This is a genomic window from Variovorax sp. 05N34, from assembly GCF_056397405.1.
Map to the genome: position 1 here is coordinate 67,599 of NZ_JBFTNI010000010.1, position 13,327 is coordinate 80,925.

At 63.1% G+C, this 13,327-nt stretch carries 13 protein-coding genes and 2 tRNA genes; 9 read left to right on the forward strand and 6 right to left on the reverse strand.

Going from position 1 to position 13,327, the window contains the following annotated elements; all coding sequences use genetic code 11:
• Positions 1–21: 21 nt before the first annotated feature.
• Entirely contained in the window at positions 22–2,421 is a 2,400-nt protein-coding gene (locus AC1DMA_RS24725; RefSeq protein ID WP_478145796.1) for a UvrD-helicase domain-containing protein, read from the reverse strand.
• Between the two features lie 220 nt (positions 2,422–2,641).
• On the opposite strand from AC1DMA_RS24725, the gene AC1DMA_RS24730 reads away from it, so the two are divergent.
• Positions 2,642–3,619 (forward strand): GMP reductase, encoded by a 978-nt coding sequence (locus AC1DMA_RS24730; protein WP_478127154.1) that lies wholly within the window; start codon positions 2,642–2,644, stop codon positions 3,617–3,619.
• A gap of 32 nt (positions 3,620–3,651) precedes the next feature.
• On the opposite strand, the gene AC1DMA_RS24735 is transcribed toward AC1DMA_RS24730, so the two are convergent.
• Complete coding sequence (locus AC1DMA_RS24735; protein WP_478145797.1) at positions 3,652–4,518, reverse strand: alpha/beta hydrolase; 867 nt, start codon at positions 4,516–4,518, stop codon at positions 3,652–3,654.
• 91 nt (positions 4,519–4,609) lie between these two features.
• On the opposite strand from AC1DMA_RS24735, the gene AC1DMA_RS24740 reads away from it, so the two are divergent.
• Positions 4,610–4,685 (forward strand) — tRNA-Ala (locus AC1DMA_RS24740).
• 276 nt (positions 4,686–4,961) lie between these two features.
• Here the strand turns inward: AC1DMA_RS24740 and AC1DMA_RS24745 are convergent.
• Complete coding sequence (locus tag AC1DMA_RS24745) at positions 4,962–5,867, reverse strand: LysR substrate-binding domain-containing protein (RefSeq protein ID WP_478127363.1); 906 nt, start codon at positions 5,865–5,867, stop codon at positions 4,962–4,964.
• A 151-nt stretch (positions 5,868–6,018) separates the two neighbouring features.
• On the opposite strand from AC1DMA_RS24745, the gene AC1DMA_RS24750 reads away from it, so the two are divergent.
• From AC1DMA_RS24750 to AC1DMA_RS24760, 3 genes are read left to right on the forward strand one after another with little or no spacing between them, the layout of a single operon-like run.
• Positions 6,019–6,792: an SDR family NAD(P)-dependent oxidoreductase gene (locus AC1DMA_RS24750; protein ID WP_478127176.1), complete on the forward strand. Its 774-nt coding sequence runs from the start codon at positions 6,019–6,021 to the stop codon at positions 6,790–6,792.
• Between the two features lie 28 nt (positions 6,793–6,820).
• A complete protein-coding gene (locus AC1DMA_RS24755; protein WP_478145798.1) occupies positions 6,821–7,513 on the forward strand; it encodes a cupin domain-containing protein in 693 nt (230 codons plus the stop codon).
• On the forward strand, positions 7,510–8,610 hold the full coding sequence (locus AC1DMA_RS24760; protein WP_478145799.1) for a flavin monoamine oxidase family protein: 1,101 nt from the start codon (positions 7,510–7,512) through the stop codon (positions 8,608–8,610). The genes AC1DMA_RS24755 and AC1DMA_RS24760 overlap by 4 nt, the downstream gene beginning before the upstream one ends.
• A 69-nt stretch (positions 8,611–8,679) precedes the next feature.
• On the opposite strand, the gene AC1DMA_RS24765 is transcribed toward AC1DMA_RS24760, so the two are convergent.
• From AC1DMA_RS24765 to AC1DMA_RS24775, 3 genes are all read right to left on the reverse strand, one after another.
• Complete coding sequence (locus AC1DMA_RS24765) at positions 8,680–9,582, reverse strand: DUF1254 domain-containing protein (RefSeq protein WP_478145800.1); 903 nt, start codon at positions 9,580–9,582, stop codon at positions 8,680–8,682.
• Entirely contained in the window at positions 9,561–9,752 is a 192-nt protein-coding gene (locus tag AC1DMA_RS24770; RefSeq protein ID WP_478127180.1) for a hypothetical protein, read from the reverse strand. The genes AC1DMA_RS24765 and AC1DMA_RS24770 overlap by 22 nt, the downstream gene beginning before the upstream one ends.
• A gap of 157 nt (positions 9,753–9,909) precedes the next feature.
• Entirely contained in the window at positions 9,910–10,617 is a 708-nt protein-coding gene (locus AC1DMA_RS24775; RefSeq protein ID WP_478145801.1) for an SDR family oxidoreductase, read from the reverse strand.
• Positions 10,618–10,724: 107 nt separating this feature from the next.
• Between AC1DMA_RS24775 and bktB the strand changes: the two genes are divergently transcribed.
• The 4 genes from bktB to AC1DMA_RS24795 all read left to right on the forward strand — a co-directional run bounded on the left by bktB (position 10,725) and on the right by AC1DMA_RS24795 (position 13,326).
• Complete coding sequence (gene bktB / locus AC1DMA_RS24780; RefSeq protein WP_478145802.1) at positions 10,725–11,906, forward strand: beta-ketothiolase BktB; 1,182 nt, start codon at positions 10,725–10,727, stop codon at positions 11,904–11,906.
• A 64-nt stretch (positions 11,907–11,970) separates the two neighbouring features.
• Positions 11,971–12,046, forward strand: a tRNA-Lys gene (locus AC1DMA_RS24785).
• A gap of 164 nt (positions 12,047–12,210) precedes the next feature.
• Positions 12,211–12,783: a TetR/AcrR family transcriptional regulator gene (locus tag AC1DMA_RS24790; protein WP_478127183.1), complete on the forward strand. Its 573-nt coding sequence runs from the start codon at positions 12,211–12,213 to the stop codon at positions 12,781–12,783.
• Positions 12,784–12,852: 69 nt separating this feature from the next.
• Positions 12,853–13,326 carry a (2Fe-2S)-binding protein gene (locus tag AC1DMA_RS24795; protein WP_478127184.1) on the forward strand — a complete coding sequence of 158 codons (474 nt, stop codon included), beginning with the start codon at positions 12,853–12,855 and terminating at the stop codon, positions 13,324–13,326.
• Position 13,327 lies beyond the last annotated feature (1 nt).

The window sequence follows — 13,327 nt, forward strand, 5'->3', positions numbered from 1 at the left end:
GCGAGCGCGGCGCCGACCGCGCTAAACCGGCGTCAGCTTGGCAACCGACAGCGCCAGCCACTTGACGCCATGGCGCGGGAAGTTCACTTGGGCCCGGGCGTCGTCGCCGGTGCCTTCCAGCGACACCACGGTACCTTCACCGAACTTGTTGTGGAAGACCTGCATGCCTGAACGAAGCCCGTGCGACGGCGCGGCTTTTTGTGGCGGAACAGGTGGACTCGCGAAGGTCTCCTTGCCGTAGCCGCCTCCACCGCCGCGCGTGCTTGCGTAGCCGCCGCCGTAGCCGAAAGCGGATGGTGTGAATCCCTGGTTCTTTGGAGTGAGCCACTTCAGGGCGCTCTCGGGCAGTTCGTCGAAGAAGCGGCTCTTGACGTTGTAACGGGTCTGCCCGTGCAGCATGCGGGTCTGCGAATGGCTCAGGTACAAGCGCTTGCGGGCGCGAGTGATGGCCACATACATCAGCCGACGCTCTTCCTCGAGGCTCTCGTAGTCGCTCATCGAGTTCTCGTGCGGAAAAAGGCCCTCTTCCAGGCCGGTGATGAACACGCAATCGAATTCGAGCCCCTTTGCAGCGTGCACGGTCATCAGCTGCACGGCATCCTGGCCGGCCTGCGCCTGGTTGTCGCCGGATTCGAGCGCTGCATGTGTCAGGAAAGCCGCCAACGGACTGAGTGTCTCGCCCGTTTCCGCATCGGGCGCGAGCGGCTCGTCCGTAATGGGGCGGTTCGGATCGATGCCCTGGCTGACCGGCGACTGCCGCAGTTCGTCCACTGGCAGCGCCACCGCGTCGCGGCCAAAGCCTTCCTGCGTGACGAAGCTTTCTGCGGCGTTGACGAGTTCTTCCAGATTCTCGATGCGGTCGGCGCCTTCGCGATCGGCCTTGTAGTGCTCGATGAGCCCGCTGTGGTCGAGCACCAGTTCGATGATCTCGCGCAGGGACATGCCCTGCGTCTGCTCGCGAAGCACGTCGATCTTCGCGACAAAGGCGGAGAGATTGCCGCCAGCCTTGCCACCGACGGCGCTCACGGCGTCGTGCAACGAGCGGCCGGCCGCGCGGGCCGCGTCCTGCAGTTGCTCGATGCTGCGCGCGCCAATGCCGCGCGGCGGAAAGTTGACGATGCGCAGAAAACTCGTGTCGTCGTCCTTGTTCTCCAGCAGGCGCAGGTAGGCCAGCGCATGCTTGATTTCGGCCCGCTCGAAGAACCGCAGCCCGCCATACACGCGGTACGGCACGGCGGCATTGAACAGCGCTGTTTCAATCACCCGGCTCTGCGCATTGCTGCGGTAGAGCACGGCCATCTCCTTGCGATCGATGCCCTCACGCACCAGTTGGCGCATCTCCTCGACCATCCATTGCGCCTCGGCGAAGTCGCTGGTCGATTCGTAGACGCGCACCGGCTCGCCGGGGCCCTGGTCCGTGCGCAGGCTCTTGCCCAGCCGCTTCTTGTTGTGGCTGATGAGTTCGTTGGCCGAATCGAGGATATTGCTGTAGCTGCGGTAGTTCTGCTCCAGCTTGATCTGGTGCGTCACGTTGAACTCGTTCACGAAATCCGCCATGTTGCCCACGCGCGCGCCACGAAAGGCATAGATGCTCTGGTCGTCGTCGCCCACCGCGATCACGCTGTTGTCGCCCGGCGTGAATCGGCCGTCGGCCGTGGTGCCCGAAAGCATCTTGATCCATGCGTATTGCAGCCGATTGGTGTCCTGGAACTCGTCGATCAGGATGTGCCGAAAGCGCCGCTGGTAGTGCTCGCGCACGGGATCGTTGTCGCGCAACAGCTCGTAGCTGCGAAGCATCAGTTCGCCGAAGTCGACCACGCCTTCGCGCTGGCATTGCTCTTCATACAGCTGATAGAGCTCGACCTTCTTGCGATCGTCATCGCTGCGGATCTCGACGTCGCGCGGACGCAGGCCATCTTCCTTGGCGCCGGCGATGAACCACTGGGTCTGCTTGGCCGGAAAGCGCTCGTCATCGACGTTGAACTGCTTCATCAGCCGCTTGATGGCGGAAAGCTGATCCTGCGTGTCGAGGATCTGGAAGGTGGACGGAAGCCCGGCGAGCTTCCAGTGCGCCCGCAAGAAGCGGTTGCACAGGCCGTGAAAGGTGCCGATCCACATCCCGCGCACGTTGACCGGCAGCATGGCCGTCAGCCGTGTCATCATTTCCTTGGCGGCTTTGTTGGTAAAGGTCACGGCGAGGATGCCGCCGGGCGACACCTGGCCGGTTTGCAGCAACCATGCGATGCGTGTGGTCAGCACGCGGGTCTTGCCCGAACCGGCTCCGGCGAGGATCAGCGCGTTGCCCGCGGGCAGCGTCACGGCCGCAAGTTGCTCCGGATTCAGATTGGCGAGCAGAGGGGACGCGGCGGGCGCTTCCCCCATGGCGTCGGGCGCGCCGGAAAACAAGTCATATGGGAGCATGTGCCCATTGTAGAAACGCCCACCCGCCATGGAGCGGGCGGGTAGAATCAGTCACCGGGCCCAAGTTTCTTGACGTCCGGTTTTTTTTGTGCCTGCGCACAGCAGGGTTCGCAGAGTTCGGTATCGCCGCCACGGCGAACCCGCAAAGCCGGGCTCCAAGCCAAGCGCCCCATCGCCGCCGAAATCCTTTGGCGACGACCTTTCAGGAGCTTGGAATCACATGCAAATCTTCGACTACGACAACATCCTTCTGCTGCCCCGCAAATGCGTGGTGGAAAGCCGCTCCGAGTGCGACGCCAGCGTCACCCTCGGCGGCCGCAGTTTCCGCATTCCGACAGTGCCCGCCAACATGAAGACGGTGGTCGACGAGACCATCTGCACGTGGCTTGCCAAGAACGGCTACTTCTACGTGATGCACCGCTTTGACCTGGACAACGTCAAGTTCGTCAAGGACATGCACGCAAAGGGCGTGTTCGCGTCGATTTCGCTGGGCGTGAAAAAGCCCGATTACGACACGGTCGACCAACTCGCCGCCGCGGACATGGCACCCGAATACATCACGATCGACATCGCCCATGGCCACGCCGACACCGTGAAGAACATGATCGGCTATCTCAAGAAGAAGCTGCCGAAATCGTTCGTGATTGCGGGCAACGTGGGCACGCCGGAAGCGGTCATCGACCTGGAAAACTGGGGCGCCGATGCCACCAAGGTGGGCATCGGCCCCGGCAAGGTCTGCATCACCAAGCTCAAGACGGGCTTCGGCACGGGCGGCTGGCAGTTGTCGGCGCTCAAATGGTGCGCGCGCGTCGCGACCAAGCCGATCATTGCCGACGGGGGCATTCGCGACCACGGCGACATCGCCAAGAGCATCCGCTTCGGCGCGTCGATGGTGATGATCGGCTCGCTCTTCGCGGGACACGAGGAATCGCCCGGCAAGACCGTTGAAGTCGACGGCGTTCTCTTCAAGGAATACTACGGATCGGCCAGCGACTTCAACAAGGGCGAATACAAGCACGTCGAAGGCAAGCGCATCCTCGAGCCGATCAAGGGCAAGCTGGCCGAAACGCTGATCGAAATGGAGCAGGACATCCAGAGCTCCATCAGCTACGCGGGCGGCCGCAAGCTCATGGACATCCGCAAGGTCAACTACGTCACCCTGGGTGGCGACAACGCGGGCGAACACCTGCTGATGTAGGCCCGCTGCGTGCCGCTACCTGAGGCGGAGCTTCAGGTGTCGAGCAGTTGCATCGCCAGCGCATGCAGGCGGTGCGCGGGATCGGCCAATGCGTCCACCACACCGAAGTGGTCGAGCCCCGGAAGGATCTCGCTGACCGGCACTGCAGCAGGGCCCCAGGCCTTGCGCATCAGCGCGTTCTGGCGGATGAATTCCTCGCTTTCCTCGCTGCCGGCCACCGTGTAGAGCTGCCCGCGCTTTGGCGCCGGCCAGAACGCCGGACTGAGGCGCAGCGCTTCGGCATCGGTCAATCGCAGCGCATCGGCGAGGAAAGGGGCGTGCTGGAGCGGACGAAGGTCATGGACGCCTGAAATCGAAAATGCGTTGCGCACGAGTTGGGCAGGCAGGTCCGGTGAGACAGCCTTCCAGTCGCACGCCAGAAGCATTGCTGCAAGGTGCCCGCCCGCGGAATGACCGGAAACAGTGATTCGCGAAGGGTCGCCGCCGTGCGCCGCGATGTTGCGCCAGGTCCATTCGAGCGCGCGAACCATTTGCAGGGCTATGTCGGCAACGCGGACCGGCTGCTCGGCCGTTCCGGGGCACAGCGCGTAATTGGGCACGACCACGCAAACACCCTTGTCGACGAACGCAGGGGCGACCATGGAAGAGTCGTTCTTGTCGAGCGAGCGCCAGTACCCGCCGTGGATGTAAACCAGCACCGGCGCGTTGGGGTCGGACGCGGCAAACACATCGAGCGTCTCGCCGGGCTCGTCGCCGTAGGGCAAGTCCAGGCTGCCCCTCAGGGAAGCGCGCGCGGCGGCAGAACTCGAAGCCCATCGCGCCAGATGCACCGGATGTTCCGGCACGCGCGCGCGATTGTTGTACATGGTGTCCAGCCAGGCTGGGTCGTGCAGCGACATTCCTCGGTCCTTTTTTTGCGGCAGGGAGCGCATCTTGGCATGCCGGAGACGTGCATCGGAGCGCTCGTTCTGGTTAGAATTTGTGGGCGTTGGGGGGGTAGCTCAGCTGGGAGAGCGCCGCGTTCGCAATGCGGAGGTCGTGAGTTCGATCCTCATCCTCTCCACCAACGAAACGAGTGTCCTACGGAAACACGTTCCGCCATCGGCGGGACAACCGTGAGACACAACGATGGCATCCATCATCAAGCGGACCGCCACCACCGGCCGTACATCCTTCCAAGTCAAGATTCGCCGGGCGATCTTGAGGCCGCGACTGCACGTCTGCTTCTGGAGTTGAGGCACGAAGCGGCTACGCGGCGGATCTGGCCTGAGGCGTCCGCGTCGTCGCTCCTGCAAGCGTTCGGCCGCGCACTTTTTTGACCGGGAAAGTAGAGTCGCACGCGCTACTGCTTGGCTTCGAATTGAAGCCAGTCACGGAAGGCCCTCAACCGTGGCAGGCCGCAGCACTCTGGTCGGTAGACGACGTAGTACGCCAGCGCTGACGCAAGGGAAATTTCCGGGAACAGCCTCACCAGCCTTCCGGCGGCCACGTCATCGCGGGCCATGACGCTCCGTGCGAGTGCGATGCCCTGACCGTCGATCGCTGCCTGCAACACAGCAGCGGAGTTGTTGATCTTCAGGCCACGCGCCGCGTCGATCCCGCCGACTCCTGCCTCCCTGAGCCAAGCCTCCCATGTAGGGAAGCCCTCCCGTGCGTCCATCGACAAGTCATGGATCAATAGTTGACCCTGCAGGTTCGTGGGCGTGGCCTCGATCCGTGCGAAGAGTTGCGGCGAGCAAACCGGGTACACCTCCTCGTCCATCAGCTTCTCAGATGCCAATCCCGGCCAGGTTCCCCTGCCGAACCGCACCCCTATGTCAATGCGCTGGGCGACAAAGTCCACCGGCTTGAGATTGGTGTCCAGCCGCACGTCGGTATCTGGCCAAGTGCTTTGAAAGCGGTCGATGCGCGGCAGCAGCCACTTGGCCGCGAAAGCCGGACTGACTGCGACCGTCAGCACGCCGCTTGTCGATCCTTCCTTGAGGCGTTCCAGGCCCAACGCGAGGCGGTCCAGTCCGGCTCGGATGTCCGGCAAGGCCCGGTCAACGGTATCGGTCGGAATTAGCCGCTGGCGCCCGCCGGTGCTGCGCAAGAACAGCGGGCTGCCAAGCCAACCTTCCAGCGTTCGCACGAGTTGTCCCACGGCAGCCGGGGTCACATGGAGTTCGCCGGCCGCCGCCGCGAAGCTCTGATGCCGGGCGCTCGCTTCAAGGGCACGGAGGGCGTTCAAGTGGACCGGAGATTTCATGGGAAGACAAACAATTTCTTTGTAGCGCAGACAGATTATCTGGTTTGCCCCTAACCGATCAACGGCGAACAATCATGACTTCGGTGGTCTGTGGCTTGGTCTCAGCCGCAGTTCAACAAGGATAGTTTTTCTACTCAATCGGAGATTTCATATGAGCAATCAGTTCAGGGGCAAGAAGCTGCTGGTTATCGGCGGCACAAGCGGCATCGGCTATGAGAGCGCCCGTGCTGTTCTGGCCGAGGGCGGCGCTGCCGTGATTGTCGGCAACAGGCCAGAGAAGGCGGACGCAGCACGCAAGGATCTGTCCGCACTGGGCAGCGTTGCCGCAATCGCAGCCGACCTGACCAGCGCTCAGGGCTTGCAGACATTGCTGCGCACCATCGACTCGGATCATGCCGACGTCGACCTGCTCGTCAATGCGGCCGGGGTCTTCTTCCCCAAGCCGTTCCTGGACCATCAGGAGGCGGACTACGACCAGTACATGAACCTGAACAAAGCGTTCTTCTTCATCACGCAGAAGGTCGCTGCGAACATGGTCGCCGCCAACCGCACTGGCGCCATCGTCAACATCGGCTCGATGTGGGCAAAGCAGGCAATCGCCGCCACGCCTTCGTCCGCCTACTCGATGGCAAAGGCTGGCCTTCACTCGCTGACGCAGCACTTGGCAATGGAACTGGCAGGCAAGAACATCCGGGTCAATGCTGTGTCCCCCGCAGTGGTACAGACCCCGATCTACGAGGGCTTCATTCCCAAGGCTGAGGTGCACGCCGCGCTGCAAGGTTTCAACTCCTTCCATCCCATTGGCCGCGTGGGCACCCCGCAGGATGTGGCTGAGGCGGTGGCCTTTCTCCTGTCCGACAAAGCCGGCTGGGTCACAGGCGCGATCTGGGATGTGGACGGCGGCGTAATGGCCGGCCGCAACTGAGCATCGACCGACTGCATCGAGCTGCACCATGCGCATCAACGCCGACTTTACAAAGGCTGCTGTCGTCATGCCCGATGCGCATCGCTGGGTGCCGTCGCCTCAAGGCGGTGTCGCCCGCGTAATGCTTGACCGCGTTGGGGGCGAGCGTGCTCGTGCGACCAGCTTGGTCCGGTACGACCAGGGTTCTCGATTCCCGGCGCATGAGCATCCGGGGGGCGAGGAGATCCTTGTGCTCGATGGCGTGTTCTCGGATGCAGAGCAGGACTTCCCGGCGGGGTGGTACTTGCGCAATCCGCCAGGATCTGTGCATCAGCCCTTCAGCGACGACGGCGCGGTCATCTTCGCGAAGCTGTGGCAGATGGAGGGCGCCGAAGCTGGACCGGTGCGCACAGACACCCGCGACCCCGCGAACTGGCGCCGCAACGGAGGAAGAGAGCAGTGCGCCCTGTTCGACAACGGTCAAGAATGCGTCCGTATGGAACGACTGCTCCCGGGCCAGCGGCTCACGTTGGATGCGACGTCTGGAGCGGAGCTTCTTGTGGTGGATGGCGAGCTGGCGAACGATGTGGGGCGTTTTCCCGCTCGCAGCTGGATTCGCACCCCTGCTTCATCATGGGTCGATCTCGAGGCAGGCAAGGCGACAACCGTGTTCATCAAGACAGGCCATCTGCCAACGCCTGAGCAGGTCTCACGGTTCGAGCAGGGTCTGCAGACTCCATGACGCAAGCACGCATCATCGTCGTCGGTGGCGGACTCGCTGGTCTTTATGCGGCCTTCTTGTTGGAGTCTTCCAACGTGGACGACTACTTGCTGCTGGAAGCCCGGCCTTGCCTCGGCGGGCGCGTGGTATCCGCCTCTTCGTCGAACCCGGACATGGCTCGTGTCGATCTGGGGGCAACATGGTTCTGGCCCGAGTTGCAGCCGGAGTTCGCTGCACTGGTCCAATACCTGGGCTTGCGCACTTTTGCGCAGCCAACCACGGGCGAGGCACTGTTTGAGCGGGCTGCGCAGCGAGGGCCAGAGCGCCTTTCTGGTTACCCGGCGTCTCCCGAATCGATGCGACTGGCCGGGGGCATGGGTGCGCTACTGGACGCGCTGAAAGCCCGCGTCGATTCCAGGCGCGTCTTCACGGGCCATGCCGTTGAAGCTATCCACGCGTCGTCCGGCGGCCTGCGCATCGACGCACGGCGCACAGGGGGAGCGGCCGTCGCGTTTGCAGGTCAACACCTGCTGCTAGCGATGCCACCACGGCTCGCCGCCTCGATGGTGCGCTTCGAGCCAGAGTTGCCGGCGCAGCTGGCGGCCCAGTGGACGAACACGGCAACGTGGATGGCCCCGCATGCCAAGTACGTCGCCATGTATGACACGCCGTTCTGGCGCAGCTCGGGTCTATCCGGTGATGCTTTCAGCCATGTGGGTCCCATGGTCGAGATTCACGATGCAGGCCCGGAGGCAGGGGCAGGTGCCCTATTCGGATTCGTGGGGACGCCAGCACGAGTGAGGCGGGGCATTCCCGTCGAGCAGTTGCGCGCCCTATGCCGCGCCCAGATGGTCCGATTGTTCGGGCCGCAGGCGGCTACCCCGGTGCAGGAGTGGCTACAAGACTGGTCGAGCGAACAGTGGACCGCAGTGCCGGCCGATTCCAGTGCTGCCGCTGGAGGCCATGCTGCTGCGCCTGCTTCGACCGCTGCGACTGGTCCGTGGGCAGGATGCATGTCAGGCATCGGCAGCGAGTGGTCCCCGGAGTTCCCGGGCTACTTGGCTGGCGCGATCGATGCTGCGCGTCGAGCTGTAGAACGACTGATGGAGACGATGTGAACCGCAATCTTTGGCTACTGACGTAAGCGGCAGTTCTGGGCTATGCGCTGCCACGATGCTCGCAGGCGACTACTCCGCCAATGGGCACACCGTGCAGTCATCGACAGGATCGCGTTGATCCGCCTCAGCCCCTCGGACGATCGGCTCGCGCTCCGCGTCGCGCGCCAATTCGTAGGTCGCCTCGATCTGGTCGAAGCGAAGCACGAGCCCCTGTTCGGATGTGAACTCGATCTGCAGCGAGTCTTCTTCCGCGAAATTGACGAACAGGACAGTTGGCAACGCGAGCGCGTTGAAGTGGTCGACGCGGTTGACTCGTGCAACGCAAGGTCGTTTCGACGAGCCTCTGGGCGCGACTGCCAGCACTTGCGAATAACGCGCCGACTCACCGAGCAGCGGCTTGGCGTCGGCCAGCACGGCCGGAAGCAATTCGCGAAAGGCCAGAGGCCGAACCCAGCGGGTTTCCGCGCCGTCGCCACCATTGCCGCTTTCGCCGCCTTTCGACGGATTGCTCACAACCGGTACTTTGCGCCAGTCCGTGACTTTGGACCTGCCGTCGAACTCGGCAACCGGATAGAGCCCGATCTCGTTGATCACCGGCTGCACCGCCGCTAGGTCCTGCGGCGTGTCTTCCCTGAAAACGCGCGGCACCACCACCCCCGTGCCAGTCTGCGACGCGAACACCTTGCTGATGCCGTGCGGTACCGTGCCGACCCAGTTGGGTCCGACCAGCAGATAGAAGCCCGGCCGCGTGCCATACATCTTGCGCAGTTCGGCGAAGCTGTCGGTGCGCGAATCCACCACCTGGTACACCCAGAAGCGATCGCCGAAATCCGGCACTTGCAGCACCACCGGCGACTCGTCGAGCGCGATGATGGCGTTGCCATACACCACGTCCTGATTGGGACACGCGACAGCGCGCTCGGCTGGATCGATGTAGTCGGTGAGCATCGTCAGCGTATTGACCGGTCCCACCGCAGCACGCCGCCCAGGAGCATCGGGTGCGGCAACTTGCCGAAGGTGCTGCGGCGGTTGTAGACGTTGACGATCGGCCACGCCCAGAAAAAGACGTCGCGCGCGACCAGTCGGATGTATTCGTCAGTGAGTCTTGCCTGCCTGTCGGGTCCGGGGATCACGTGCGCCATCGTTGTCTCCTCGAACGAAACCGCGCGGCAAGCATATGCGGTGCGCCTCCGCCCTCCCCTAGCATGCGCAGGTCGCGGGCAAAGCGCACTTGTGTCCGAAGGTGAAGCGACGCCTGCCCCTTGGTGCATGCGCCGGCCACCGCCGGCCCGGACAGGATCAGGTGTCGAGCGTGAGGTGCTGGCCGTGCACTGCGGCCGCGCCTGGAGAAACGAGGAAGGCGATCGCCTGGGCCGCCACGCTGGTCGACACCCATCCTGCCGGGTTGGCATTCGGCATCGCCTGCCGATTGGCGGGGGTGTCGAGCACGCTGGGCGCAATGCTGTTGACGTTGATGCCGTGCGGCGCCAGTTCGGCCGCGGAGGCTTCGACCAGTCGCTGCAGGGCGCTCTTCGACGCGATGTAGGCCGACATGGCCGACAAACCCCGGGCGGCCGTCTTTGCGGTGACCGCGACCACGCTGCCGGACTTGCGCTCGATCATCGACGGCACCAGCGCCTGCGAAACCGCCACGAAAGACCAGGCATTGAGATTCATCATGCGGTCCCAGGCGTCGCGGCTGAGCGCATGCACCGTCTCCCCCATCTCGAAGCCGCCCGCGATGTGGACCAGCGCATCGACCTGCTTGAAAGCGCCGAGGATGCGTGTTGCCACATCGGCCATTGCCGGCGCGGATGTGACATCCGCCTCCAGCAGCAGATGCTGGGAGTTGTCCAGGCCGGGAAAGGCGCTGGTCAGATGCTCCAGCCGCTGATCGATCAGCGCGAGGCGGGCGCCCTGGTCGAGAAAGTACTGCACCACGGCGCGACCGAGCGCGCCTGCGGCGCCAGTCACGACCACGTGCCGCGAGGGGTTCGCTTCGTTCATTTCAAGGCTCCTGGTTGGGCAAGGATGGTAACGCCGGCGTCACGACACCAGCGCTCGTGCTGGCATGATTGCAGCTGTCGTTTTGCGTTTTGGATTGGAGACTCGTCATGAAAGAAGTAGTTGTCGTCAGCGCGGTTCGCACCGCCATCGGAACATTTGGAGGAAGCCTGAAGGATGTTCCACCCACCAAGCTGGCCGGCTTGGTCACCAAGGAAGCCTTGGCGCGCGCCAAGGTCGATGGCAAGGACGTCGAAAACGTGGTCTTCGGCCATGTCATCAACACCGAACCGCGCGACATGTACATGGGCCGCGTCGCCGCCATCGAAGGCGGCTGCGCGCAGGAGACGCCCGCGCTGACGGTCAACCGGCTGTGCGGCTCGGGCCTGCAAGCGATCGTGACTGCGGCGCAGAGCATTCAGCTGGGCGATGCCAAGGTGGCCGTCGGTGGCGGCGCAGAGAGCATGAGTCGAGCGCCTTTTGCTTCATTGACGGCTCGCTGGGGCGTTCGCATGGGCGACACCAAGCTCGTCGACATGATGATCGGCGCGCTCCATGACCCGTTCCAGAACATCCACATGGGCATCACCGCAGAGAACGTCGCCAAGAAGTGGGACATCAGCCGCGAAGCACAGGACCAGACCGCGCTCGCGAGCCATCAGCGCGCGCAGAACGCCATCGAGTCTGGCCGGTTCAAGTCGCAGATCGTTCCGGTGACGCTCGAAAGCCGCAAGGGACCCACGCAGTTCGACACGGACGAGCACGTGCGCTTCAACGCCAAGATCGAAGACATGGCAAAGCTCAAGCCCGCCTTCCTCAAAGAGAACGGTACCGTCACGGCCGGCAACGCTTCGGGCCTGAACGACGCGGCCGCCGCCGTCGTGCTGATGGAAAAGGAAGAAGCGGCCCGGCGCGGCCTGAAGCCCATGGCGCGTGTGGTGGCCTACGCCTTTGCCGGCGTGGATCCGAACTACATGGGCATCGGCCCGGTGCCGGCATCGCGCAAGGCGCTCGAGAAGGCTGGCCTCAAGGCGTCGGACATGGACGTGGTCGAAGCCAACGAAGCTTTCGCGGCGCAGGCCTGCGCGGTGACGAAGGACCTCGGGCTCGACCCCGCGAAGGTCAATCCGAATGGTTCGGGCATTTCGCTGGGGCATCCGATCGGCGCGACCGGTGCGTTGATCACCGTCAAGGCGCTGTATGAACTCGAGCGCATTCAGGGCCGCTACGCACTGGTCACGATGTGCATCGGCGGGGGCCAAGGCATCGCCTGCATTTTTGAAAGAGCCTGAAGAAGCGTGCAAAAGTTGTGGCTATAATCGTCGGATTGCCTGAAACGACAGAGATGTTTTTCAGGGGCTCTTAGCTCAGTTGGTAGAGCAGCGGACTCTTAATCCGTAGGTCGAGTGTTCGAGTCACTCAGGGCCCACCAAAAATTGAGAGCACACAGTGCTCGACTTCAAAGGCCTCCCTTGCGGAGGCCTTTGTTTTTTTCCGCTCCCATACTTTCTCTCCCAAGCACTGCATCGCGATCTGTCGGCGGCTTTTAATGAACACCTGTTCATTCAAGAGCCGAAAAAACCTAAGATCGACACCGTGAAACTCAAAGACGACGAAAAGCTCCGAGCCATCGCCGAAGCGACCTTCACGCTCGTCGAGCAAACCGGCCTGAGCGGCTTGACCATGGCCTCCATCGCACGCGAAGCGGGCTTGGCCACGGGCACGCTCTATGTGTATTTCAAATCCAAGGAAGAGTTGATGGTCGCGCTCTACGAGCAGGCCAAGACAGCGACGGCGGCCAGCCTCATGCATGGCGACAATCCCAAAGCGCCCTTTCGCAGCCGCTTTCGGCACATGTGGATGAACTGGCTGGAGCACCGCCTCACGCACTATGCGCAAGTGATCTTTCTGGAGCAGTACTACAACTCGCCATGGTTCAGCGAAGAGAGCCGAAACCTCTCGGCTCGCCTCATCAAGGGCTGGATTGATCTGATTGAAGAGGCCAAGGCCCAGCAGATCCTGAAAGACGTCCCGACCGTGCTGCTCATCAACAGCTTCGGCGGCTCGGTTCGCGAAACGGCCAACCTTTTGCGCTCAGGCGCATTGGCTCACACCAATGCCAATCTGACGATGGCTTTCGGCCTCTGCTGGGACGGCATCAAGGCTTGATTCGCTTGACCGTGGCGGCATACAGGTCTATCGTTTGGCCGAATTATTGTTCGCTCAAAGGACCTCGCGATGACAACACTCAATATCAACGGCAAGGATCGACAGGTCGACCTCGACCCCTCCACGCCGATCCTCTGGACACTGCGTGACACGCTGGGCATGACGGGCACCAAGTTCGGCTGCGGCGCAGCGCTGTGCGGCGCCTGCACGGTCCACCTGAACGGGCAGGCGATCCGTTCATGCATCACACCCATCTCCGCTGCCGAGGGACAGAAGATCTCGACGATCGAAGCCGTCACCGATGGCAGCGACAAGGTCGGCAAGGCCGTTCACGAGGCGTGGGTCAAGCACGACGTGGCGCAATGCGGCTACTGCCAGAGCGGCCAGATCATGTCCGCGACCGCTTTCCTCAAGACGCTCGCGCCGGGCAAGCTGCCGAGCGAAGCCGACATCGATTCGGCCATGGCCGGCAACATCTGCCGCTGCGGGACCTATGCGCGCATTCGTGCCGCAGTTGCCGACGCCGCCAAAACACTGGCTTGAA

Bases quoted from the DNA above. Each gene is read 5' to 3' on its own strand.
- AC1DMA_RS24725 (WP_478145796.1), bottom strand. From the start codon at position 2,421: ATGCTCCCATATGACTTGTTTTCCGGCGCGCCCGACGCCATGGGGGAA.
- AC1DMA_RS24730 (WP_478127154.1), top strand. From the start codon at position 2,642: ATGCAAATCTTCGACTACGACAACATCCTTCTGCTGCCCCGCAAATGC.
- AC1DMA_RS24735 (WP_478145797.1), bottom strand. From the start codon at position 4,518: ATGTCGCTGCACGACCCAGCCTGGCTGGACACCATGTACAACAATCGC.
- AC1DMA_RS24745 (WP_478127363.1), bottom strand. From the start codon at position 5,867: ATGAAATCTCCGGTCCACTTGAACGCCCTCCGTGCCCTTGAAGCGAGC.
- AC1DMA_RS24750 (WP_478127176.1), top strand. From the start codon at position 6,019: ATGAGCAATCAGTTCAGGGGCAAGAAGCTGCTGGTTATCGGCGGCACA.
- AC1DMA_RS24755 (WP_478145798.1), top strand. From the start codon at position 6,821: ATGCGCATCAACGCCGACTTTACAAAGGCTGCTGTCGTCATGCCCGAT.
- AC1DMA_RS24760 (WP_478145799.1), top strand. From the start codon at position 7,510: ATGACGCAAGCACGCATCATCGTCGTCGGTGGCGGACTCGCTGGTCTT.
- AC1DMA_RS24770 (WP_478127180.1), bottom strand. From the start codon at position 9,752: ATGGCGCACGTGATCCCCGGACCCGACAGGCAGGCAAGACTCACTGAC.
- AC1DMA_RS24775 (WP_478145801.1), bottom strand. From the start codon at position 10,617: ATGAACGAAGCGAACCCCTCGCGGCACGTGGTCGTGACTGGCGCCGCA.
- bktB (WP_478145802.1), top strand. From the start codon at position 10,725: ATGAAAGAAGTAGTTGTCGTCAGCGCGGTTCGCACCGCCATCGGAACA.
- AC1DMA_RS24795 (WP_478127184.1), top strand. From the start codon at position 12,853: ATGACAACACTCAATATCAACGGCAAGGATCGACAGGTCGACCTCGAC.